General features: G+C 41.3%; 19 protein-coding genes. 8 read left to right on the forward strand and 11 right to left on the reverse strand.

Annotated elements, in window-relative coordinates; all coding sequences use genetic code 11:
- Positions 1-138: 138 nt before the first annotated feature.
- The 4 genes from FO440_RS07115 to FO440_RS07130 all read right to left on the reverse strand — a co-directional run bounded on the left by FO440_RS07115 (position 139) and on the right by FO440_RS07130 (position 6,122).
- On the reverse strand, positions 139-1,761 hold the full coding sequence (locus tag FO440_RS07115) for an ABC transporter substrate-binding protein (RefSeq protein WP_144247507.1): 1,623 nt from the start codon (positions 1,759-1,761) through the stop codon (positions 139-141).
- Positions 1,762-1,932: 171 nt separating this feature from the next.
- A complete protein-coding gene (locus tag FO440_RS07120) occupies positions 1,933-2,514 on the reverse strand; it encodes an REP-associated tyrosine transposase (RefSeq protein ID WP_144247508.1) in 582 nt (193 codons plus the stop codon).
- Between the two features lie 96 nt (positions 2,515-2,610).
- Positions 2,611-3,378, reverse strand: coding sequence for a GLPGLI family protein (locus FO440_RS07125; RefSeq protein WP_186292590.1), 768 nt, complete (start codon positions 3,376-3,378; stop codon positions 2,611-2,613).
- Positions 3,379-3,383: 5 nt separating this feature from the next.
- Positions 3,384-6,122 (reverse strand): outer membrane beta-barrel protein, encoded by a 2,739-nt coding sequence (locus tag FO440_RS07130; protein ID WP_144247510.1) that lies wholly within the window; start codon positions 6,120-6,122, stop codon positions 3,384-3,386.
- Between the two features lie 363 nt (positions 6,123-6,485).
- Here FO440_RS07130 and FO440_RS07135 point away from each other — a divergent pair, with 363 nt between their 5' ends.
- Positions 6,486-7,046 (forward strand): hypothetical protein, encoded by a 561-nt coding sequence (locus FO440_RS07135; RefSeq protein WP_144247511.1) that lies wholly within the window; start codon positions 6,486-6,488, stop codon positions 7,044-7,046.
- A gap of 1 nt (position 7,047) precedes the next feature.
- Here FO440_RS07135 and uvrA read toward each other — a convergent pair whose 3' ends face one another.
- A complete protein-coding gene (uvrA, locus tag FO440_RS07140; RefSeq protein ID WP_186292591.1) occupies positions 7,048-9,864 on the reverse strand; it encodes an excinuclease ABC subunit UvrA in 2,817 nt (938 codons plus the stop codon).
- 380 nt (positions 9,865-10,244) lie between these two features.
- Between uvrA and FO440_RS07145 the strand changes: the two genes are divergently transcribed.
- Positions 10,245-10,829 carry an RNA polymerase sigma factor gene (locus FO440_RS07145; protein WP_144247512.1) on the forward strand — a complete coding sequence of 195 codons (585 nt, stop codon included), beginning with the start codon at positions 10,245-10,247 and terminating at the stop codon, positions 10,827-10,829.
- A gap of 137 nt (positions 10,830-10,966) precedes the next feature.
- On the opposite strand, the gene FO440_RS07150 is transcribed toward FO440_RS07145, so the two are convergent.
- The gene (locus tag FO440_RS07150) at positions 10,967-11,455 is read right to left on the reverse strand and encodes a hypothetical protein (protein WP_144247513.1); all 489 of its coding nucleotides are present in this window, start codon (positions 11,453-11,455) and stop codon (positions 10,967-10,969) included.
- A 247-nt stretch (positions 11,456-11,702) separates the two neighbouring features.
- Between FO440_RS07150 and FO440_RS07155 the strand changes: the two genes are divergently transcribed.
- The 3 genes from FO440_RS07155 to recA all read left to right on the forward strand — a co-directional run bounded on the left by FO440_RS07155 (position 11,703) and on the right by recA (position 14,002).
- On the forward strand, positions 11,703-11,894 hold the full coding sequence (locus tag FO440_RS07155; protein ID WP_144247514.1) for a hypothetical protein: 192 nt from the start codon (positions 11,703-11,705) through the stop codon (positions 11,892-11,894).
- 180 nt (positions 11,895-12,074) lie between these two features.
- Positions 12,075-12,830 (forward strand): endonuclease III, encoded by a 756-nt coding sequence (gene nth, locus FO440_RS07160; protein ID WP_144247515.1) that lies wholly within the window; start codon positions 12,075-12,077, stop codon positions 12,828-12,830.
- Between the two features lie 158 nt (positions 12,831-12,988).
- Positions 12,989-14,002: a recombinase RecA gene (recA, locus tag FO440_RS07165; RefSeq protein ID WP_144247516.1), complete on the forward strand. Its 1,014-nt coding sequence runs from the start codon at positions 12,989-12,991 to the stop codon at positions 14,000-14,002.
- A gap of 97 nt (positions 14,003-14,099) precedes the next feature.
- On the opposite strand, the gene map is transcribed toward recA, so the two are convergent.
- Positions 14,100-14,864, reverse strand: coding sequence for a type I methionyl aminopeptidase (gene map / locus FO440_RS07170; protein WP_144247517.1), 765 nt, complete (start codon positions 14,862-14,864; stop codon positions 14,100-14,102).
- A gap of 185 nt (positions 14,865-15,049) precedes the next feature.
- Here map and FO440_RS07175 point away from each other — a divergent pair, with 185 nt between their 5' ends.
- Both FO440_RS07175 and FO440_RS07180 read left to right on the forward strand, forming a co-directional pair.
- On the forward strand, positions 15,050-15,904 hold the full coding sequence (locus FO440_RS07175) for a phosphatidylinositol-specific phospholipase C/glycerophosphodiester phosphodiesterase family protein (RefSeq protein ID WP_144247518.1): 855 nt from the start codon (positions 15,050-15,052) through the stop codon (positions 15,902-15,904).
- Positions 15,905-16,165: 261 nt separating this feature from the next.
- Entirely contained in the window at positions 16,166-16,966 is an 801-nt protein-coding gene (locus FO440_RS07180; RefSeq protein WP_246104185.1) for a phosphatidylinositol-specific phospholipase C/glycerophosphodiester phosphodiesterase family protein, read from the forward strand.
- A gap of 15 nt (positions 16,967-16,981) precedes the next feature.
- Here FO440_RS07180 and FO440_RS07185 read toward each other — a convergent pair whose 3' ends face one another.
- The 4 genes from FO440_RS07185 to FO440_RS07200 all read right to left on the reverse strand — a co-directional run bounded on the left by FO440_RS07185 (position 16,982) and on the right by FO440_RS07200 (position 21,268).
- Positions 16,982-17,776, reverse strand: a complete 795-nt coding sequence (locus FO440_RS07185; protein ID WP_186292592.1) for a DUF4249 domain-containing protein — start codon at positions 17,774-17,776, stop codon at positions 16,982-16,984.
- Positions 17,777-17,780: 4 nt separating this feature from the next.
- Entirely contained in the window at positions 17,781-20,063 is a 2,283-nt protein-coding gene (locus FO440_RS07190) for a TonB-dependent receptor (protein ID WP_246104186.1), read from the reverse strand.
- A gap of 233 nt (positions 20,064-20,296) precedes the next feature.
- Positions 20,297-20,863, reverse strand: a complete 567-nt coding sequence (locus tag FO440_RS07195) for a dihydrofolate reductase family protein (RefSeq protein WP_144247522.1) — start codon at positions 20,861-20,863, stop codon at positions 20,297-20,299.
- A 24-nt stretch (positions 20,864-20,887) separates the two neighbouring features.
- Complete coding sequence (locus FO440_RS07200) at positions 20,888-21,268, reverse strand: DoxX family protein (protein WP_144247523.1); 381 nt, start codon at positions 21,266-21,268, stop codon at positions 20,888-20,890.
- A 187-nt stretch (positions 21,269-21,455) separates the two neighbouring features.
- Between FO440_RS07200 and FO440_RS07205 the strand changes: the two genes are divergently transcribed.
- Entirely contained in the window at positions 21,456-22,436 is a 981-nt protein-coding gene (locus FO440_RS07205) for a GlxA family transcriptional regulator (protein ID WP_144247524.1), read from the forward strand.
- The last annotated feature ends 457 nt before the right edge of the window (positions 22,437-22,893 follow it).

A 22,893-nucleotide genomic window follows, 5' to 3' on the forward strand; every position in this document is an offset into this window, starting at 1 on the left:
TATTAAGGATTATTGACTAAGATAGACTAAGATTTGTTGGATTAGCGGATGATAGGATTGAACTATAATTTTAACAGTGCTGATTATTATGATTTTATAGCGCAATAGAAATCCTAAAATCCGCTAATCCTATAAATCTTAGTCCTTTTTTACGCGTTTCAACGTCAACAAATTCTGTGCGTTTATGCTGTACCCGGTAATATTATTCTGGTACAGGTTTACCCGCTTGTCATAATACAGTACCACAACAGGGGCATTGGCCATAATAATATTATCCATTTTACGGTAAAGGGCGTAGCGTTCCTCATCGCTTTTTACATTGTACGCCTGCTCAAAAAGTCTGTCAAATTCAGGATTATTAAACCCGGTATAGTTAGGGCCAAAAGGGATCTTATTTTTTGAGTAGAACAACGACAGATAGTTTTCGCCGTCGGGATAGTCAGCTATCCAGGTGCCGTTAAAAAAGTTGATGCCGTTTTTGGCCACCAATTCGCGCAGACTGGCACCTTGTGTAACTTCTATTTTGGTTTTTATCCCGGCACGTTCCAGTTCGCCCTGTATGTATTCAACCAGGTTGTGGTAGGCTACGGTAGTAGTAAGGGTGATGAGCGGCAGATTCTTGCCATCGGGATAACCTGCTTCGGCCAGTAAACAGCGCGCTTTTACAGGGTCATAAGTATAACCTTGTATATCTTCACCAAAGCCGGGCATGCCTTTGGGCACAAAACCCTGGTAGCCGGGTGTGCCTAAGCTGTTGCGCAGGTATTTGATCAGCTTTTGCTTATCTATTGCGTAGTTGATGGCCTGCCTTATTTTCAGGATCCGCAGGGGCGATTGTTTGACTATCGGCAATGTGGTATCCACCAGCATCCCCAGGTAAGTAGTGTTTAAATACGGGCCGGTGCTGAGGATAAATTGCCCCTTGTATTTCCGGGTGATCTGACCGGATTTGGTCAGGATATCATCGCGGTAGCTGCCGTCAATATCATTAAAGAAGTCAAGGTTCTTTTTGATAAACTCCATGAACGATGTTTGCTTATCATCAATAAATGTGGCACGTACCGCGTTCAAATAGGGCAGTTGCCGGCCGTCATTATCTTTCTCCCAGTATTTTTCATTTTTAAGCAGAACCAAAACCTCGCCTTCCTTCCAATACCTGAACTTAAAGGGGCCGGTACCGACCGGGTGACTGCGAAAATCCTTACCATAAAAATCGACCACCTCATGCGGTACCACCGAACAATATTGCGCGGTAAGCATGCTGATAAAAGGGGCGAAGGGTTGCTTTAAAGTGATTTGAAAGGTGCTGTCATTTAACGCACGGAAAGCCTCTTTACCGGTTATTTTATCACTAAAGATCCATGAGCCTGATGAGGCTACTTTTGGGTCTATCAGCCGGTTAAAACTGTATACAAAATCGGCGGCAATTACCTTGCGGCCCTTGCCGTTTTTAAAATGCGCGTCGTCCTGGAAACTGACATCGTTACGTAAGTGGAATGTATAAACTTTGCCATCGGCAGAGATCTCCCAGCTTTTGGCAATACAAGGCGAAGTTTTTAAACTATCATCTATCTGTACCAGGCCATTATAGATCTGGTTATCCATCCAGATGGTATTATGGTTACGACAAAAAGCAGGATCAAGCGAAGTAAGGCCCTCGTCAAGATTGATATTGAATACGGTTTGATGGTTGTTATTTGCAGCCGGTTTGCATGAATTTAACAGCACTAAAATACAAAGGCAGCCAAACAGTTTATTCATTGTAGCTAAGATAGCTAATTAACGAATGATTGAATTGATGAATGACTGATTTGACTTTAGGATGGTTGTTTTGTGTGATGGGTTGCGATATAATCGAAAGATCAGATTAAGCACTCGTTGCAAACGAGCGCAAGATATTATAACAAACTTGCGCTCGTTTGCAACGAGTGCTTAACGTGTGTTAACGTTTGCAACGTAAAATCCTAAATCCAACAATATAACATCAATTATTCCGTCTTCGCCGGCGTAATTAGCAGCCGAACTATAAATATAATGTTCGGGCTCTAAAACTATTCCGGCGGTTACCGGATTATCATGAATATAATTTAATTTTTGAACTAAAATTTCAATCCTGTCGCAGGCAATGCCATGATAGCCGTCTTGCCATACCTTATAATCTTGTATACGGTTGTTATATTTTGCGTGGTACTGAAACCGGTATAATATCCAGTCTCGCCGGCTTTCATTTTCAGTTTGAATTAGTTGAATGATTTTTTTGTTGGTATGTTTTTTAAAATCCCGGATAATATCAGATAGTATGACAGGTTGCTGTGCTGACACTAACAAATGTAAATGATTTGTCATCAAGCAATAAGCATAAAGCTCTAATCGCTTGTGTTGCTGGCAATATGCCAAAGAATCAATAATTAATTGCTTATATGCAGGTCTGGTAAATATGTCTACCCAATCAACAATTGTAAAGGTTACAAAGAATATATCTTCAGAATTTCTGACACGGTATTGGTGTGACATGGCTACGGTTTAGGCTAAGGTAATTGTTTTGCGATGCAATCGCAAAACCAAGTTAAGCACTCGTTTATAAACGAGCGCAAGGACTACAAAATGATGTTATAAAGAAAAGCCTCTGATAAAATAACGCCCAACTTCGCCCCAGCGGCTTTGCGCATCTGTCAAAACCTTTAGCATCTGTTGATAGTTGACCACGGTCCCTTTTTTAGGCGGAACCAACTTCTTTTCGTCGATTGCTATGGTGGTTACTTTTGTGGCTACCCAGATCACATGTTCATGCGGTAATGAAACCTTCAGGATCATGCCCGGCAAACCGGTAAAGGATTCAGGTCCTCCGGGTACATGGATATCTTCGGCATAAAAAGCAACCACATAAACCGAGTCTAAGATCAAACCATTAGCCCGGCGGCAGTTGTAACCTGCAACGGTTTGGGTTTCGTCGGTAATTTTCCATTTTATTTTACGCAGGGTGTCTTTGATCAGGAAGGTGCGCTCATAAAAATCTTTTTGAGTGGTGGTAGTACCGTGAGCAAAGTCCGAATATACCGTATTCAGTTGGTCGGCAATGGGGGCATCATAATACCACTGTATAGCTTTGCCGGGAATGGGCGTAAATAATGAACTGTTTGCATTAAAGATGAGTGTACTTTTATAAGTCAAAAATTGCGGCTCGTTTTTTTGGTATTGTTCGTAATAGCCTTTGTTAGCCGCATTATCTGCTGTCGCTTTATTTTTCATAATGGCAAACATATTTTGCGTTTTTTCAAACTCAATAGTACCGCCGGTTACAAATTGCTTGTTTTGGGCAAATGCCAAACCGCTTTGGAGCGCAAAAAACAAGAGTGTGATTTTAATAAGGTTTTTCATAAAGATCATGGTTTTTGAGGTTGTGCCAGTTTGCCAAATTTGCTGAAGTCCCAGGTAACGGTTAGCAGGAAAAACCGCTTGATCACCATATCGCGCGATTCGGTAAAACTATCCGATGTATTGGTACGACTATAGCCCGTGTTTTGGTTCAGCAGGTCATTGCCGGTTAGGGTGATCTTAAGGTTTTCTTCTTTCAGGAAAGCCTTGCCGAAATAAGCTTTTAACAAAAACTTTTTAAGGGCGGTGGGATAGACGCGGTTGGGCGCATTGTAATTGTAATCGCCATCTGTACCGATAAAGAAGTTGAGTGGCAGCTTGTTATATTGATGGAATTCCAGCTCGTAACTTTTATAATTGTTTGCCAATTGCGTTAAGTTTGCCTGGTTATTGGTAATAGATGCAGTAAGGTTAACACTGTATGAATAGTTGGTAGCGCCGAGCCTTATTGGCAGATTAACGGCGTAATTGATATTGTGGTTTTTGCTTAGCTGGTTATTGATCAGGTTATAGCTGTTGTTTCCTGAAATATTGATATTTGGAAGCAGCAAAAGCGAAGAACCTTTAGGATGACCATAAATTTCTAAATAAGTATTCCAGGTATTAGGGTGTTTGCCGCTAAGGTTTGAATACTGGTAGGTATTTACCCCGGCCGAATCTGTCATACGGTTACTTACAATGGCGTTGCTGGTAAAATTATAATTTACCCTTAGGTTTATCCCCTGGTCGTTAACGGCCTGGTACACCCGGTAAAAAAAGCTGAACGCGTTTGAAAATGATGGCTTAAGTAACGGGTTGCCGATGGTGATATTTAAAAGATCGCTGTTTTGACGCAAAGGTTGGATCTGGTTAAATGAAGGTGTTTGGGTTTGCCCGTTATACCAGAAGTTAATGGTTGCAGCTTTTGAGAACCGGTATAAAAAATCGACATGCGGCCTAAAAACGGTAAACTTGCGCGTAAGCACGGTATCAAATATATTATCAGTTTGTTTTTGCTGCAAACTGCCTAACTGGCCATTTAACCCTGCTGAAATTATTTCAGAACTGTATCTAAGCGCTGCATAATAATTGTGTGTGGCGTTTGTAGTTGAGTAATCATTACTATATAACAGATCAGGTACATCATAAATACCGGAAGCAGATCTGTTAAATGATCGCTGATTATTCCTTGAATTGTTGTTTGAGAAATTCATACCGAAACTTAATGCCAGTTTTTTTACAAGTGGCTCGGTGTATAAGAAATTACCGTAAACATACCTGCTGTTGTAATCAGATGGTTTATACTGATCTGTTTGAGTGCTACGGGTACTATCTAAATTGCCGCTGTCATTATAGTAATTTAATTTTGACTTGAGATAATCGTTAGATTTTGAATCGTTAAAAGACAGGTAGCCGTAGGTAGAGAACGTTCGCCCCGGTTTTTTAAAGCGCAGATGATAGTCAGCACTATATTCGCCGCTTTTATAGTTGTAATTGCTGCTGTTATGTGTAGTATTATTATTTAATAGGATACCATTACCACGTATGGTAGTAGTATTGTTATCTGAAACTGACGATGCATTTGACGTGCTGTTAGAGGCCGTGACATCAAGCGTAGATACCGAATCTAATTTAGTACTAAATCGCGCATCCAGGTTTTGCCTGAAATTGTGCGAATGCGAGGTGCTGTTGCTGTTGGTGGTGTTAAAACCATCAGGCAATGTAATTTTTGACTGCGAGCTTCCCTGCCTGTCTACATCTAAGCCACCCAGTTTGTAAGTAGCATTTAACGACTGCTTGTCTTGATTCCATTTGCCATCATAATGCACACCGCCATCGCGGGCGACCGGGATACCCACACCGTTAAAAGAATAATCAGAAAAACCACCGCCGTACTTGCTGTTGTCGCCGCCGCCCAGGCCCACGCTGCCTGTATTAGCGGTGTTACCATAAACGGCGATCTTCTCTTTGGGCGAGAACTTATTGGCCATGACCTGCCCGGCATAGCGTTTATCATTACCTGCGCCTGCATCGGCTTTGCCAAATACGCCCCGTTTTTTATCTTCACGAAGCACCACGTTTATGGTTTTTACCTTCTGTCCGTCGTCCATACCGCTTCTCTTAGCTTGTTCGGTTTTATCATCGTACACCTGGATCTTCGATACCATATCTGCCCGTACATTTTTAGTTATCAGCGCCGGGTCATCGCCAAAAAACTCCTCTCCATCAACCAGCATTTTTTGTACTTGTTCGCCCTGAAATAAAATCACACCGCTTTGGTTAATGCGCATACCGGGCAGCAGTTTTAGCAGGTCTTCAACCTTGGCGTTTTTTTGCGTTGCGTAAGCTGCTGCGTTAAACTCGGTAGTATCGCCCTTTAGTTTTATGGCGACGACCTTGGCTTTTATGATAACGTCTTTTAACATCCTTGATTTTAAGATCATGGCTATGTCGCCAAAGTCTTTCTGCGGATTTGCTGCATTGAGCGAAAACGCTGCGCTATAGTCTACAAATTCAGGATAGGTTACAAGCAGTAAAAATTTACCCGCGGGCAGTTTGGATATGCTGAAGTTGCCCTTATTGGTGTAGGTGTATTTTTGCAGAATGGAGTCTTTATCTGATAATACGGTAACCGTAGCACCGTCAAGCTGTGTTTTTGAGGCCGTATCAATAATGGCCCCTTTAATAGTATAATCGCCCGTTTGTGCTGATGCCGAAAGCACGCAAAAACAACAACAAAAGGCAATTAGTGTGACAAGGTTTTTCATAAGGTTGGTTTATTACTGCAATATACAACTATGTTTTTAGTTAACAAGTCATTTGTTATTTTTCTGACTTTGCGTAGCTTGGTAAAGCATTGTTGATATATACTGGTTTATAGTGTTGTAGACTACGTTTAAAAAAAATGGTTACACCGTTTATAAATTTTTTGAGCAATAAATTTGATGAGGAGTAATTCTGGCGATCAATCACAGCATTGATCCAGGGTGATTCACTCCACAAAAAAGGCTCAAAAACAACCATTTTTGAGCCTTTGATAATCAATAAGATATTATGGAAATACAAAGGCAGCCAAACAGCCGACTTGTTTAATATTTATTCAGTTATTATATTGCTTAGTAATATTCAAGATGGCCACAAAAGAAGAACTTCAGGAAAAATATGCTACGTTAACAACAAGTCAGTTAATGCAGATTTTAGATAGGAAATTTGATTATACTGAACTTGCAATAACCGTTGCAATAGAAGAGCTTGCAAAAAGAAGTCCATCCGAAGAAGATATAAAAACATATAAAGAAGAAACATTAGATGTATTAAACGTCTTTATTGTAAAAAACATTGAAGAAGATTTAAGCACTTGGCAAAAAATGCTGTTTTACTTGTTTTGGATTCCGATATTAACGTTTGCGTTTAAGCGCAATTATAGGGAAGACGGCTATATACTAAAGCTAAGGCAAGCCAATTATTATTCTTTTGTAGGATTTATAGCTCTTATATTATCTGCCATCGTGTCAATGCCTTTAAATTTATCAAGCTTTGGAGAAATTGCCGTCTGGATGTTGGGCTTTTTTCCGGCATATTTATTTGACGAATATTTTAATCGACAACAACAGATCAAAAGATTAAAAAAAATATTTAAAGTAGAAGAAGCTGATCAAATAGATGAAAGCGAAAGCGATAAAGATGAATAAATCAAAACCGCTCCGCCAAAAACTTACCCGTATAGCTATCCTTCACTTTTATCAGGTCTTCAGGCAAACCTTCAAACACCACTTTTCCGCCACGGTCGCCGCCTTCGGGGCCTATGTCTATAACCCAGTCAGCGCATTTTATTACGTCCATATTGTGTTCAATAACAATGATGGTATTGCCATGATCCAGCAATGCGTCGAATGATTTTAGCAGTTTTTTAATATCGGCGAAATGCAGGCCGGTGGTAGGCTCGTCAAAAATAAAGAGTGTTTTATGCGGATTGTTACCCTTAACCAGGAACGATGCCAGCTTGATGCGCTGCGCCTCGCCGCCCGAGAGCGTGTTTGACGACTGCCCCAATTGTACATAACCCAATCCTACCTCAAACAAGGGTTTTATTTTGGCAATGATCTTTGGTTCAGAAGCGAAAAACTCCAGCGCTTCTTCAATGGTCATACTCAATACATCGCTTACATTTTTGTCATTGTAAGTAACGTCAAGAATATGCTGTTTAAAGCGTTTACCCTCGCAGGTTTCACAGGTTAAAAAGATGTCGGCCATAAATTGCATCTCTATCTTCACCTCGCCTTCGCCCTGGCAAACATCGCAGCGGCCACCCTCAACGTTAAAAGAGAATGCCGACGGTTTTAGCCCTGCGGCTTTGGCAGCCGGGCGTGCAGCGTACAGGTTACGGATCTCGTCCCAGGCCTTAACATAAGTAACCGGGTTTGAACGCGACGAGCGGCCTATAGGGTTTTGGTCAACCAGTTCCACCTGTTCTATTTTGCCGTAATCGCCTTCAATGGCATCATAGCTACCGGTTTGCTCGCCGTTGTAATTACCCAGCGTTTTTTGCAGGGCAGGGGCCAAAATGCGTTTCACCAAACTGGTTTTACCCGATCCTGATACACCTGTAACGGCCGTAAACACACCCAGCGGGAATTTAGCGGTAACGTGTTTCAGGTTGTTTTCGCGCGCGCCCTTTATCTCAATAAAGTCGTTCCATTTGCGTCGGCTTGCGGGTATGGCTATTTCTTCCTTGCCGCTCAGGTATTTGCCTGTAAGGCTGTGCTCGTCTTTTATAATTTCGTCATAAGTGCCGCTAAATATCAACTCGCCGCCATGCGTGCCGGCAGCAGGGCCAATGTCTATAATATGGTCGGCAGCTTTCATGATCTCCTCCTCGTGTTCAACCACCAGTACGGTATTACCAACGTCGCGTAATGATTTTAAAACTGTGATCAACCGCTGGGTATCGCGCGGGTGCAGGCCAATGCTTGGCTCGTCCAACACATACACAGAGCCTACTAAACTACTGCCTAATGAAGTAGCAAGGTTAATGCGCTGCGACTCGCCGCCCGATAAAGTATTTGATAAGCGGTTAAGCGTTAAATAACTTAAGCCCACATCATTTAAAAAGCTTAAACGGTTGGTGATCTCGGTTAATAAACGCTTGCCCACTTTAACATCGGTTTCATTTAAAGTAAGGTTCCTGAAAAAATCAAGCGCCTTATCCAACGGCATTAATACCACATCAGTTATCGAGTGGTCGCTTATCTTAACATAGGTAGCGTCGTGGCGCAGACGGCTGCCCAAACAGTCGGGGCAGGTAGTTTTACCACGATAGCGTGACAGCATTACCCGGTATTGAATTTTATAGGTTTGCGCCTCCATCTCCCTGAAAAATTCATCAAGGCCGCGGAAATATTTGTTACCGGTCCATAACAGTTTTTGCTCTTTAGCAGTAAGCTGATTGTATTGCCTATGTATAGGGAAATCAAACTTGAGCGAATGTTTTACCAGTTCGTCGTTCCATTCACGCATTTTTTCACCACGCCACGGGGCAATAGCACCTTCGTAAATGGTTTTGCTTTTATCGGGGATAACCAGGTCCTCATCTATGCCGATCACTTTACCATAGCCTTCGCAACGTTTGCAGGCCCCATAGGGGTTGTTAAAGCTGAAGAAATTTGGTGTAGGTTCTTCAAACTTAATGCCATCCAACTCAAACCTGTCGCAAAAGAAACGTTCTTTTTCTTCGGTAGCGTCAGGTTCCTGGTAACGTACATAGCAATCACCCTTGCCTTCAAAAAACGCGGTTTGTATAGAGTCGGCCAGGCGGCTGGCGGTTTCGTCGGTAGTATCTTTAGTTACACGGTCAATAACAATCCTAAGTCCGTGCTCAGTAGTTAATGGCCCGTCATTTAAGCTTTCGTCTTCAAGTAGAGATTCAATACGCGAAATCTTGCCATCATATTCAACCCTCACAAAGCCTTTTTGCATCAGCACGGCCAGTTCTTCTTTTAAACTGCGGTTGTTATGCGGGTAAAGCGGGCATAATATGGTAGCCTGCGTATCGTCCGGCAGGGATAATATAAAATTGATGACATCGGTAACCGAATCTTTTTTTACTATACCGCCTGATATCGGCGATATGGTTTTACCGATGCGCGAAAAAAGCAGCTTTAAATAATCATAGATCTCGGTTGATGTACCAACAGTCGACCGTGGATTTGACGTGATCACTTTTTGCTCAATAGCGATAGCAGGGGCAATGCCTTTTATATAATCAACATCGGGCTTGTTCATGCGGCCCAGAAACTGGCGGGCGTATGATGAAAGGCTCTCCACATAGCGGCGCTGGCCCTCGGCATATAAAGTATCAAAAGCCAGGGATGACTTGCCCGAACCCGACATACCGGTTACTACAACCAGCTTGTTTTTGGGTATGGCAACATCCAAGTTTTTGAGGTTATGCACCCGGCTGCCTTTTATAATAATATGTTTTTGAGGATCTTTATCTGCTTCTTTGATCATTGCGTATGTTTTGTTAGTCCATGGTCCATAGACTATAGTCGATGGTTAGGATGATTAAATCATGGTCTATGGACTATCGACCATGGTCTTTTTTAAATTACTGTTAATTAGCATTAAACCTTTTAAACTTGAAAAAGTCTAACCGTATATAGCCAATAATTGAACACCATTTTTTGAAAGGGCAAAAATCCTAAAATAATTAGCAGTATCCAAATAACATTGCAATTGCGGCGAATATTATGACACAAAAAAATTATTTGCTTTTTAGCTTGGAAATTGTTTTATTTGAGGTAACATTTTTTTAACCCCTGAGGAAAATCTATATCGATTAAAGCTATACTTAACAATTTAATTAAACTAAATTAAAGTAAACGCTTTATATGGATTTTCAATTGCAAAGTGATCAGGATCTAATCCATCTGTACATTAACGGCGACGAGAAAGGATTAGTGGAATTGATCCGCCGGTATCAAACCAAAATTTACACCTCTATTTACCTGCTTGTTAAGGACGAATACCTTGCCGAAGATATTTTCCAGGATGCCTTTATAAAAGTGATCAACACGCTCAGGGCCGGTAAATACAACGAAGAAGGTAAGTTTTTACCCTGGGTAACCCGTATTGCCCATAACCTGGTTATTGACCATTTCAGGCGGGAGAAACGGGCGCCTATGGTGAGCAATGGCGATGATTTTGATATTTTTGAGGTACTTGGTAACTATGATGAAAGCACCGAGGACCGTATGGTACGTGAACAAACCCATAAAGATCTGAAAACACTCATACAACTTTTACCATCAGAACAAAAAGAAGTATTGATTATGCGCCACTTTGGCGACATGAGCTTTAAGGAAATTGCCGACATTACCGATGTAAGCATAAACACCGCACTTGGCCGTATGCGCTACGCGCTTAACAACCTGCGTAAAATGATGCAGGCCAAAGAGCTGAGTTTAAAGAACTAATATTAAACAATGTGATTTTTAAGGTTACCCTTGCCGTTTGGTAGGGTAACCTTTTTTTTGACCTCACCCCAACCCCTCTCCGAGGGAGAGGGGCTTTTTAATTTAAGTCCTCTCCTTTGGAGAGGATTTAGGAGAGGTTATTTAGTCTTTTGAAAAGTATAAATAATATAAGCCGTTGTATTACCCAGCGCGATAGGCGATTTTAAAACCATCACCTGCCCATCGCTTTGTGCTATATTAAGTTGGTAACCTTCGGTTACGTTTTTGGCTTTATCGCCCTGGTAGATCTTTTTAAACTGGAAGATCGGGTTGCTTTTATCAGCGGTATTATAACTCCAGAATATGGTTTGCGATGTGCCGTTTTGCAGTGTATAAATACCGTCGCCGCTGTTGGTTAGCTGCCAGGTGCTGTTTTTAAAATCGCGTGGAGGTGCCTGGTTAAAAACATCCTGTACAGCGTTAGGCAGCAAGCCGTCATATTTAATATCGGTTAATGTCCAGGTGCCAACAATGCGGGCACGCGATGCACCCGTAGCCTTAGCCGGCAAACTCTTAACGGTATTACAAGCCTGGAAAATAAAAGCAAGGGCTAAAACAGTAAATGTAAATTGGAGTATCTTTTTCATATTATAATATATCTTCTGCAAAACTATACATAAATCCTGCCAAGATTAATAAGTTGTGTTGTGCAAAGGTAAGCTATCAGCAAATCAATTTACTTAACCCTATACTTAAATTATCCGCGTTTCGTTTAAAGATGTGTATGAAAATTAAACTCAAAAGAAAAATTTCATTTAATTTTCATTTAGATAAAATAAACGAAACGGTGTTGCGTTATATACCGTATAATCTAAAAAACACAGACAATAGCTTATGGGTGAAACCTTTACTTTAAACACATTCACTAACCAAAACGAAGTGGAAAAATCAAGCACGAAAGAAAACCTGGAAGGCGACGATTTGATGTTTTATCATTCGTTACGCGCAGACCTTGAACTTTTGCAGAAAAAGCCAAAACTTCAAACTATCCACTCCATTCTTGATTATTCAAAAAGCAAGCGGTAGTTTTTGTTAGTCGACAGTATTAAGCCTTGAGTCGAAAGTCAATATGATTTTTACTCAGGGCTTTTTTATTACTTTTGATTTTATTATTTAAGTCTAAAGCCGATAGTTCAAAGTCCTAAGCCATTTATTTATTATAAGGATCAGGACTACAGACTGAGGACTTAAGACTCCAAAAAAAGTATGCTCAGACAAGAACGCTACCGTCATTTTGTTGAATATTTTTCGAAGAACCAGCCTGAAGCGGAAACCGAGCTGCATTACACAAACCCGTATGAGCTGCTGGTTGCGGTGATCCTGTCAGCACAATGCACAGATAAGCGTATTAACCAGGTAACACCGGCCTTGTTCGCACGTTTCCCGGATGCCGAAAGTTTGGCTGCTTCAACGCCCGACGAGGTGTTTACCTACATCCGCAGTGTAAGTTATCCTAACAATAAAGCTAAACACTTGGTGGGCATGGCTAAAATGCTAACTGGTGATTTTAACGGTGTGGTTCCGTCTGATATTGATCAGCTGCAAAAGCTGCCGGGCGTGGGCCGTAAAACTGCTAATGTTATCGCGTCGGTAGTATATGATGTGGCGGCTATTGCTGTAGACACGCACGTTTTCAGGGTGGCCGACAGGATAGGCTTGACCACCAATTCCCGTACGCCTTTGGCTGTAGAGAAACGGTTGGTTAAATACCTGCCTAACGATACCCTTGCCATTGCGCACCACTGGTTGATCTTGCATGGCCGGTATATCTGCGTAGCACGGACACCTAAGTGCGAAATTTGCCCCCTTACCTGGTTTTGCCGCTATTATGAGCGCAACCATACTGAAACCGCCCTGCTTAAGGCCGAAGCGCAAAAAGTTAAAAAAGCCAAAGAAGCCAAAAAGAAAAAGGCGCTTAACGCTATCAGCAAGGAACTAAAAAAACGGAGTGTGGATAAATGATGGTTGATTGATGTTTGCCGGATAGCTAAGTTTACATTCAAATTAAAAGCCTTGTCATTTCTGCCTGTCACTTGGATGAAATAGAATAAGATAAAAAATTACTAAAATAATTAGTATTATTAAAAATAACTATTATATTTGCTAAAGATATTATTAAGATGAGCAACGCAGATAAACTAAAAGCATTACAACTTACACTGGATAAGTTGGAGAAATCATACGGAAAAGGTACCATCATGAAGCTGGGCGATTCTGTAATTGAACCTACCGAGGTTATATCAACCGGGTCTTTAGGGCTTGACATCGCTTTGGGCGTTAATGGTTTGCCAAAAGGCCGTGTTATTGAAATATATGGTCCTGAATCATCAGGTAAAACTACATTGGCTATTCATGCCATTGCCGAAGCGCAAAAGAAAGGTGGCATTGCCGCATTTATTGACGCGGAGCATGCTTTTGACCGTTTTTATGCTAAAAAGCTGGGTGTTGATGTTGAGAACCTTTTAATATCTCAGCCGGATAACGGCGAGCAGGCATTAGAGATCGCTGATAACCTGATCCGCTCAGGCGCTATTGATATTTTAGTTATCGACTCGGTTGCCGCACTGGTACCGAAGGCCGAAATTGAAGGCGAAATGGGTGATTCGAAAATGGGTCTGCACGCGCGTTTAATGTCGCAGGCATTGCGTAAACTAACCGGTACTATCAGTAAAACCGGGTGCTGCTGTATCTTTATTAACCAGCTGCGCGATAAAATTGGTGTTATGTTTGGTAACCCTGAAACTACTACCGGCGGTAATGCTTTAAAATTCTATGCTTCGGTACGTTTAGATGTACGCCGGATCTCACAGATCAAAGATTCTGACGAAGTATCTGGTAACCGCGTTAAAGTTAAAATTGTTAAGAATAAGGTTGCGCCGCCGTTCCGTATTGCCGAGTTTGACATTATGTTTGGCGAGGGGATCTCAAAAGCAGGCGAGATCATTGACCTGGGCGTTGAGCACAATATCATTAAAAAAGCAGGCTCATGGTTTAGCTATGGCGATACCCGCCTTGGCCAGGGCCGCGACGCTGTTAAACAATTGATATTGGATAACCCTGAATTGATGGATGAACTGGAAGCAAGAATTAAGTCGGAAGTTACCGGTGATAAACTGGTAGTTGAAACAGAATAATTATATAGTTTTTTTATAAATGATAAAGGCCCCTTCGTTTTGGAGGGGCCTTTTTTGTTATCAATATTTGGCGTTACGTATTGTGGGTACAATAATATTATTCCCAGATGCCGTTCTTCGCGGTAAAGATCACAGGCTGGCCGCCTGTTACCATAATGGTATGTTCGTGCTGCGCAACAAAACCACCTTTGTTGCCGCTCAATGTCCAGCCATCGGCCTGGGTTTCGGCAATGGTCGACCGTGTTGAAATAAATGTCTCTATCGCCACTACCGAATTTTTTTTGAAACGTTCAACATTATACCTGTCGCAATAGTTGGCTATTTCATGCGGTTCTTCATGTAAGCTACGGCCTACACCATGCCCGGTAAGGTTTTTAATTACCGTATAGCCGGCTTTTTTGGCTTCAGTTTCAATCAATCTGCCAATCTCAGAGATCCTGACACCGCCTTTAATATTACTGATGGCTTTCTTTAAGATCTCTTTTGATGCTTCTACCAATTTGCCATGGCCGTGAATGTCGTCGCCCAATATAAATGAGCCACCGTTGTCGGCCCAAAAGCCATTTAACTCTGCCGATACATCGATATTTACCAGGTCGCCTTCTTTCAATATTTTATCCGCAGATGGTATACCATGCGCTGCTTCTTCATTTACACAGATACACGTATACCCGGGGAAATCATAGGTTAGCTTAGGCGCAGAACGTGCGCCCATTTGTGCCAGCAATTCGCCGCCATACTCATCAAGCTCTTTTGTAGAAATGCCCGGTTTGGCAAACTCGCGCATCTTTTTAAGCGTTATGGCAACTGCATCACTTGCCTGTTGCATTCCAATTTTTTCGTCTTCGGTAGTTATAGACATTTTAATGTTTTTATCAGCAGCAAAATTAAGCAATTAATAGAATAAGCTCGTCTGTAGGTTGTCATACTCATTATAGCTTATGCGAGTTTGTTAACATTAAGAAGTGTGAACTTAACTAATTCTTAATCTTTATTTCAAGCTGTACTTATATGTGACCGATAGCTTTGTATTAACAAAATTTAGCAATGATACTTAAAAAGCGGACTGCCATTTTTAAGCTGCAATTACTAAAAACAACCCTTTTTGTTTTAATGCTTTCTGACCCCTTTACTGCGAGTTGCCAGTCTACGCCATTACCTAACGCTTTTGCCCATAACGACTACTCGCACAAACGCCCGCTTTTTGACGCGCTTGATAATGGCTACACCAATATTGAAGCCGATATATTTTTAAAGGATAATGAATTTATAGTAGCACACATCAACCCATATTTTAAACAGGGCCGTACACTTGAGCTGCTTTATCTGAAACCTTTAATGGACATTATCACTAAAAATAAAGGGCAGGTATATAATGGTTATGATAGCCCGGTTACTTTATTGGTCGACATTAAAACAGATGCCGAAAGAACTTACCGGGCACTGAAACCTTTGCTTGAAAAATATAAGTCGATACTAACACGGTACGAAGATGGCATGGTTTATCCAAAACAGGTTACTATTGTGTTGTCAGGTAACAAACCCTATAGAAGCATCACTACCGAAACCCGTCGTTTAGCTTTTATAGACCAAGATCTGAAAGCGACCGGTCAAGACACCAGTAGCACAAACATATATGCCATGGCCAGTTGTAAATACTCCAGGTTGTTAAGATGGAATGGCGAAGGCATGATGCCTGCTGACGAAAAACAGTTGCTTGAAAATTGTGTAATAACAGCTCACAAATACGGCAGAAAGGTCAGGTTATGGGCATCGCCTGAAAATTTAACGGTATGGCAACAATTGCTAGACTGCGGGGTTGACCTGATCAATACAGATAAACTGGCAATGCTGAAAAACTTTTTACTATCGGCAAAAACACTATATGCAAAAGCTAACTGAACGCGCCGGTTGTTTGATCAATAAGTTAATTGATCCCAATATTTTGCTCAAAATTTTTTACTGCCTGTACCAGGTTCTGTAACATAATTTTAACGTTTTGCGTAATCAGGTTAAGCCGAGATTAGAACGAGATTAAATTTTTTGGAATGTTATTGATTGTCATAGTATAGTCATACATTTATAAAAAGTAACAAAAATAATACGCAATAAATGTTAATTCCCCTGGTTAACTTTTCCCCTAAAAAGGCATTATTTATTTTAATGTTTTTTGTGTCCCCGTTCCTGGTAAAGGCACAGTGTATTGCACTCCCTAACGCTTTTGCACATAACGATTACCGTCATAAACGCCCGTTGATAGACGCTGAAACAAACGGTTATACCCATATTGAGGCGGATGTATTCCTGCATAAAAACAAACTGGTAGTTGCGCATATCAACCCTTATTTTAAGGGTAAGCGCACGCTCGAAAATTTATACTTGATACCTTTACAAGAACAGGTAAATAAAAACAACGGCTATGTTTATGCAGGCCTTGAGCAGCCTGTTACCTTAATGATTGACATTAAGACCGATGCCAAAAAAACCTACGCCGAATTAAAAACTATTCTTGAAAAATACAGGCCCATATTGTCAAGCTATGATACAGGCAAAGTATCGTTGCGCGCGGTTACTATCGTGCTTTCGGGCCACAAGCCATATGATATTGTAAAAGGCGAACAAAGCCGCCTGGCTTTTATTGACGAAGACCTGCGTAAGGTTGACAGGGATACCATAGCTAACGTATCGAAAATGGCCAGCTGCAAATATTCAAAATTGTTAAAGTGGAAAGGTGCAGGTAACATATCTGAGCGAGAAAAAAGACGCCTTTGTAATTATGTATCAATAGCTCATAAAAATGGCGAGCAGGTACGTCTGTGGGCATCGCCTGATAACAAAGCTGTTTGGAACGAGATATTGAGTTGCGGCGTGGATCTGATCAATACCGATAAACTGGTAGCTTTAAAGGAGTTTTTACTATCAAGACCAAATCAAACCACAACTACTGCTACATTACCAAACTGAGTTTCTGCTTAAGGCTTAAGGGATAATTATATCCTTATAATCAGTGGTATGTGCGCTAAAATAGCCTAACACGCTTTTGTCGTTAAAATTAGTTACCGGATTACTTGGAGTTGTTGAACTAAAATCATTTGTCTGCTGCAGGCTAAGCGTATACCAATAGTTATAGATGATCGGGTCGATACACTGCATTTCAATATGTACCTGGTCGCCGCTTTTAAGTTTAATATCATCTTCATAAAGCAGTTGCTGCACCGCTCGTCCGTTATTTAAATAATCATTTTTGGCAAACACTTGTTTTACCTGTACGCCATTTATCGTCAACACAAAATAGTACTGATTGGTTTCTGCTAACGGATCCTGGTAGAATACAATGATGGTTTTTGTTACTTGCTGACCAAAATACTGTAGGGACAATGCTACCGAATCAATACTAACCTTGTCTGGCATGGTTGAAACCGCCGTATAAGTTTTAGTGTTGTATTGTACCTGCAATGTGTACTGTTGCTTATGTTTGCCCAAGAGTATAGACGAGTAATAATTGCCTGGCGTGCGTTCTGTCAATCTATAGAACGTGCCACTCTGATCAATTAAATTAACCAACGCCCCTGTTACCGCCGGGAAGTTATTTGAATTGTCTATAGCAACAGATTTGGTAATGCTTACAAATTGCGGTTTTGATTCGTCGGTGATATTACCCTCAATAACCAATTGAGGGTCTGCGTTTTTTAAATTAAGATCTATCACCTTTTTGCATGAACCAATGACCATGCAAAGCAAAATTATAACCGTTAATTTATACCTGTTTTTCATACAATTAATAGGTAAAGTTATACGTAACTGACGGTACCTGGCCAAATAAACTTGTTCTGACCGCCTGCGTACGCGACGCGTCATTCGGGTCATCGCGGAAAGTAATGGTATATGGATTTTTGCGGTTATACACATTGTATAGCCCAAACGTCCAGCTGGAGTGAAAGCGCTTGTGCGGTTTCCCTTCAATAGTAGCGCCCAAATCAAGCCGGCTATATGGGGGCAACCTGTCACCGTTCCGCTCGCTATAATACAGTGTAGTGAGGCCGCCAATAGTGTATTTTCCGTGCGGATAAGTTACGGCGTTGCCTGTGCCATAAATAAATGTACCTGACACTGTCCATCGGCTGCCTAATTTATAGATGCCCACTATTGATACATCATGCGTTCTGTCTTGCGTAGCCGGAAAGTAGTTGCCATTGTTTATGCCATTAAACTGGTTTTCGGTTTTTGAAAGCGTGTAACCTACCCAGCCGGTTAAATTACCGTAACGTTTCTTAAAAAATAATTCTACTCCGTAAGCGCGTCCCCGCCCGTAAACCAGTTGCGATTCAACATCCTGGTTGACTATAAGCTGCGCGCCGTCTTTATAATCGATCTGGTTTTGCAGCTGTTTGTAATAAATTTCTGACGAGAACTCGTATTGATTGTTCGACAAATTTTTAAAGTAACCAAAAGCAACCTGGTCAGATATGCCGGGTTTAATATTATTGCTGCTCATTACATATAGGTCGGATGGCGAACTGGCTGTAGAGTTTGATATTAAATGAATGTTTTGTGTGTTACGATTGTAAGAGATCTTTAATGAACTTTGCTGACCTAGCTCATAACTGGCAGAAAAGCGTGGTTCGGGGATGATATAGCTTTTTACTATACTGCCGGCATTATAATTTGTCGTTGAAACAAGCTGATTTTCGGCGCTATAGGTGTTAAACTCACCCGGGCCTATTAATGCAAATGCTGAAAGCCTGATACCGTACAAGAATTTTAATCTGCTGGCAGGCTGCCATTCGTCTGATACGTAAGCGGCAGATTCAATACCATTACGGTTTTGAATGGTTTGCGGGTTTACTTCAGAACTTGCAGACGAAGTGATATTACCCGGCGATATGGTATGATGCGTAACATTAACGCCAAAATTTAGCGTGTTTTTGCCTGAAAAGAAATACTCAAAATCTTCCTTCAGGTTAAAGTCACGTATTCTTGAAGTAACTTTAAAATCATTGTTGTCGTCAAAATTTTGCACCATAAAGTTATAATCGCTGTAAATAAGCGATGTATTTAAGAATAGCTTACTATTAAAAATATGGTTAAGGCGCAATGTGGCGGTTTGATTACCCCAGTTTGTGCCAAAATTGTTTTTTATACCCAATACGTCTTTGCCAAGATATCCCGACAGGTAAATGGTGTTTTTACTGTCGATATGGTAGTTGGCTTTGGCATTGATATCGTAAAAATAAAGGCTTGATCCCTTGGTAGTTGTGTCGGTAGATAGCTTTAAGAAAAGATCCGCGTAGGTTCTGCGGGCGCTGATCATAAATGAACCCTTGTCTTTAACAATGGGCCCCTCAACTTTAATGCGTGATGAGATGAGCCCTATACCCCCCTGTAGCGTAAAATCTTTAGCATTGCCATCCAACATTTTAATATCAAGCACAGATGATAGCCTGCCGCCATATTGCGCGGGCATACCGCCTTTGTACAGGCTTACATCTTTTATAGCGTCTGAATTAAATGTAGAAAAGAAACCAAACAAATGCGACGCGTTGTATACAACAGCCTCATCCAACAGGATCAGGTTTTGGTCAGACCCGCCGCCCCGCACATAAAAACCCGAATTGCCATCGCCAACTGATTTTACACCCGGCAATAGTTGTATGGTTTTTAAAACATCTTTCTCGCCAAATATTACCGGCACATTGTTTACCTGGCTCAGATCAAGCCGGCTTAAACCCATCTGCGGGTTTTCTACATTTTCGTTTTTGTGTGTATTACCGCTAATGGATACTTCTTTAAGTGTATTGCCGCTGTTCAATAAAATATTTAACTGCGTATTTGCATTCAGTTTTACAGGCCGGCTAACGGTATCATAACCAATATAGCTGATAACTAAATTATAATCTCCTTCGGGCGCGGTTAAAGAGTAAAAGCCGTAGGCATTAGTTGCCGCCCCGGTTTGCTGTAATTCCTGTAACCTCACGGTAGCGCCTATCAGTGTTTCGCCGGTGGCGGCATCTTTAATGGTTCCGTTAATGGTGTATTGTTTCTGGGCACGTACCTCAGGCATTAATATAACTGATAATAGCAGGACAAAAATAAAGGGTAAGAATTTGCGCATATATAAGTTATTCCGTCAGTCCTGAATCTCCAAATAAGTAAAATAAAGGCGGCGTAATTGGTACGGGTACCCAAAGATATTACTCTTGGTATTGTATAACGCAGAAAAACCACAAATAGCGTACCGCATTAAAACAATATAAGTACGGCTAAAAGCGTATGACGGTTGTTTAGGCAGATAAATTAACCCCGGGCGCTATATCTAAGTATGATAACCCCCGAAGATAGCGGGTTAGACTGAAGCAGTTTTAGTGTATGCTTGTTTTTAAACAGGGCGATACCCCGGCTAATGGCAACGGGATATAACCAAAGCAGGTATTGATCTGCAAGATCGTGCTTGATAAGGTATTGTACCAGCTTGTAGCTGCCATAAACAATAATATCCTTGCCGGGCTGTTGTTTCAGTTTAACAATTTCGCGGTGGATGTTTTTTTTAATGAGCTGCGAGTTGGCCCATGGTAACGAGTTTAAAGTTGTTGAACAAACAACTTTACGGTAGCTGTTCATCATTTCGGCATAGGCAAGATCATCGCGCGATAGCGAAAAAGCGGTACTTACAGCGGGCCAGTAACCGGCCATTGCGCTGTAAGTATTCCGCCCTAATAATATCGTGTCGGCATTGTTTAATTGTTCGGCCAGGATCTGGCTCATGTCGTTGGTCCAGTTTTGCAGGTGCCAGTCAAGCTCACCGTCAGGCCCTGCTATAAAGCCGTCCAGTGTAACATTCATTGAAATAATTATCCGCCGCATGCTGCTCCCTCCTATACGATAAGCCTAAGCCTGTTTGGTTAAAGCCAGTTTTTTATGATAATAAATGTAAGCCGCTGCAGCCAGTGCTACAAAAAGCAGCGTACCATACCAGGGGCCTTCAGGATTAGGGATGCAGTAAAGCGAATAGGTTGCAGCTATCAGATCAAAAGTTAAACCGGCATACGCCCATTCTTTGATCCTTGGGAAGCCGGGGATAAGGATAGCAATTGCCCCCAGCATTTTAGCCGCACCCAAAAAAGGAATAAAATAAAGCGGGTAGCCCATAATTTCATGCATACCGTGGATGGTAGCTTTGGCACCAATTACCCCCGGTATGCCCGAGCCAAACATTACAATGGCAAAAAGGATATTAAATACCCAGTATAAAATTTTTGTAGTTTTCATGATGTTGTGAGTTTTTTGTTTTAATAGTTCTGGTTAACGATACAAATGTATAGCGGCAAAATAAGTTAGGCAGTGTGGAGTTGAGACATTGTTAGGGGTGATTTGAGACATCGTGCTTTTTCTTCATTCGGTTTTATTAGATTTGAGTTATGGTGCCTTCAGATAAGCCGGGTATCGTACAAGTAAAATGAAACACATATCCATATTAGTGCCTTACGATGCTGTTCCGGCAGCTATTGTCGACCCGCGTTATATGTTTACTACCATTAACCATTTTTTAGCTGAAATGGGTAAAGAACCGGTTTTTGATGTGCAATTGGTAGGGCTTGCACAGCAGGTGCAGTTGGTTAACAATGCCTTTGCTGTAAATACGGATAAACTATGCAGCGATATTGAAAAAACCGATATAGTGATCATCCCCGCGCTTGCCGGTGATATTAAAATCAGCCTGGAACGCAATAAGGAACTCGTGCCCTGGATCATTAAACAATATGAAAACGGGGCAGAAATTACCTCATTATGTATTGGCGCTTTCCTGTTGGCCGAAACCGGTTTGCTGAATGGTAAGGAATGTTCAACCCACTGGCTTTTCGCAAACGTCTTTAGGGAGATGTTTCCCGAAGTGATCTTGACTGATGGCAGCATCATAACCGAAGGCGACCGGCTAAACTCAAGTGGTGGTGCAGCCTCATACTGGAACATGCTGCTGCGCATTATTGAAAGATATGCGGGCCGCGAAATGGCTATCCGGGCATCAAAGTTTTTCGCCATCGAGATAGACCGTAAGAGCCAGTCGCCGTTCATTATGTTTAACGGCCAGAAAAAACACGAGGACGAACCCATTAAAAAAGCGCAGGAATTTATTGAAGAGAACCTTGCCGAAAAAATATCTATTGAAGACCTGGCCACCCGATTTGCCATTGGCCGCCGTCATTTTATCCGCCGTTTTAAAAAAGCCACCAACAATACCCCGGCCGAATACATACAGCGTGTAAAAATAGAAGCCGCCAAAAAACACCTGGAAAATACCCGCAAAAACATTAACGAAGTAATGTACGATGTTGGCTACACCGATGTTAAAACGTTCAGGACCGTATTTAAAAAAATAACTGGCTTATCGCCGATTGATTATAAGCACAGGTATAACCGGGACGGGGCGGTTAACTAACCAAATTATATTCTTTTTTACTTTATTGATCTTCCTTCAAAAACTGCACAACAACGTGCGGCCTAACCTGCTATTGCTCAAAAATTTAAGTTAAATGCAATGGAGTGAATTTCCTTTTGCAACATCTATTTAATCAATGGTGAATTTTTAAAATAAATATTATTTAAAATTAATAAAAACCACATTGGGTGAAATCTGTTTAAGAATCACAGGTTAACCAATTTTCCTGCAGAGCAAATATTTTTTAATGCAATTATGTTCCCCTATGGGATAGATACGCAATTGTTTTAAACTGCATAAACAAGCAGCAGTATTTGCCCGCCCAATGCAGTAAACCAAAGTGTCCTCAATTAATCCCTAATTATTTAAACTATTTGACCAACCGGTTAATAGGTATTCATGCATTCGCAGCTTTTAACCGTGTTGTTTTTAACAGCAGTTCACCTAAGCAAGGCCT

It is taken from the genome of Mucilaginibacter corticis (genome assembly GCF_007558865.1).
GTDB lineage: Bacteria > Bacteroidota > Bacteroidia > Sphingobacteriales > Sphingobacteriaceae > Mucilaginibacter > Mucilaginibacter corticis.

Bases quoted from the DNA above. Each gene is read 5' to 3' on its own strand.
- FO440_RS07115 (WP_144247507.1), bottom strand. From the start codon at position 1,761: ATGAATAAACTGTTTGGCTGCCTTTGTATTTTAGTGCTGTTAAATTCA.
- FO440_RS07120 (WP_144247508.1), bottom strand. From the start codon at position 2,514: ATGTCACACCAATACCGTGTCAGAAATTCTGAAGATATATTCTTTGTA.
- FO440_RS07125 (WP_186292590.1), bottom strand. From the start codon at position 3,378: ATGAAAAACCTTATTAAAATCACACTCTTGTTTTTTGCGCTCCAAAGC.
- FO440_RS07130 (WP_144247510.1), bottom strand. From the start codon at position 6,122: ATGAAAAACCTTGTCACACTAATTGCCTTTTGTTGTTGTTTTTGCGTG.
- FO440_RS07135 (WP_144247511.1), top strand. From the start codon at position 6,486: ATGGCCACAAAAGAAGAACTTCAGGAAAAATATGCTACGTTAACAACA.
- uvrA (WP_186292591.1), bottom strand. From the start codon at position 9,864: ATGATCAAAGAAGCAGATAAAGATCCTCAAAAACATATTATTATAAAA.
- FO440_RS07145 (WP_144247512.1), top strand. From the start codon at position 10,245: ATGGATTTTCAATTGCAAAGTGATCAGGATCTAATCCATCTGTACATT.
- FO440_RS07150 (WP_144247513.1), bottom strand. From the start codon at position 11,455: ATGAAAAAGATACTCCAATTTACATTTACTGTTTTAGCCCTTGCTTTT.
- FO440_RS07155 (WP_144247514.1), top strand. From the start codon at position 11,703: ATGGGTGAAACCTTTACTTTAAACACATTCACTAACCAAAACGAAGTG.
- nth (WP_144247515.1), top strand. From the start codon at position 12,075: ATGCTCAGACAAGAACGCTACCGTCATTTTGTTGAATATTTTTCGAAG.
- recA (WP_144247516.1), top strand. From the start codon at position 12,989: ATGAGCAACGCAGATAAACTAAAAGCATTACAACTTACACTGGATAAG.
- map (WP_144247517.1), bottom strand. From the start codon at position 14,864: ATGTCTATAACTACCGAAGACGAAAAAATTGGAATGCAACAGGCAAGT.
- FO440_RS07175 (WP_144247518.1), top strand. From the start codon at position 15,050: ATGATACTTAAAAAGCGGACTGCCATTTTTAAGCTGCAATTACTAAAA.
- FO440_RS07180 (WP_246104185.1), top strand. From the start codon at position 16,166: ATGTTTTTTGTGTCCCCGTTCCTGGTAAAGGCACAGTGTATTGCACTC.
- FO440_RS07185 (WP_186292592.1), bottom strand. From the start codon at position 17,776: ATGAAAAACAGGTATAAATTAACGGTTATAATTTTGCTTTGCATGGTC.
- FO440_RS07190 (WP_246104186.1), bottom strand. From the start codon at position 20,063: ATGCCTGAGGTACGTGCCCAGAAACAATACACCATTAACGGAACCATT.
- FO440_RS07195 (WP_144247522.1), bottom strand. From the start codon at position 20,863: ATGCGGCGGATAATTATTTCAATGAATGTTACACTGGACGGCTTTATA.
- FO440_RS07200 (WP_144247523.1), bottom strand. From the start codon at position 21,268: ATGAAAACTACAAAAATTTTATACTGGGTATTTAATATCCTTTTTGCC.
- FO440_RS07205 (WP_144247524.1), top strand. From the start codon at position 21,456: ATGAAACACATATCCATATTAGTGCCTTACGATGCTGTTCCGGCAGCT.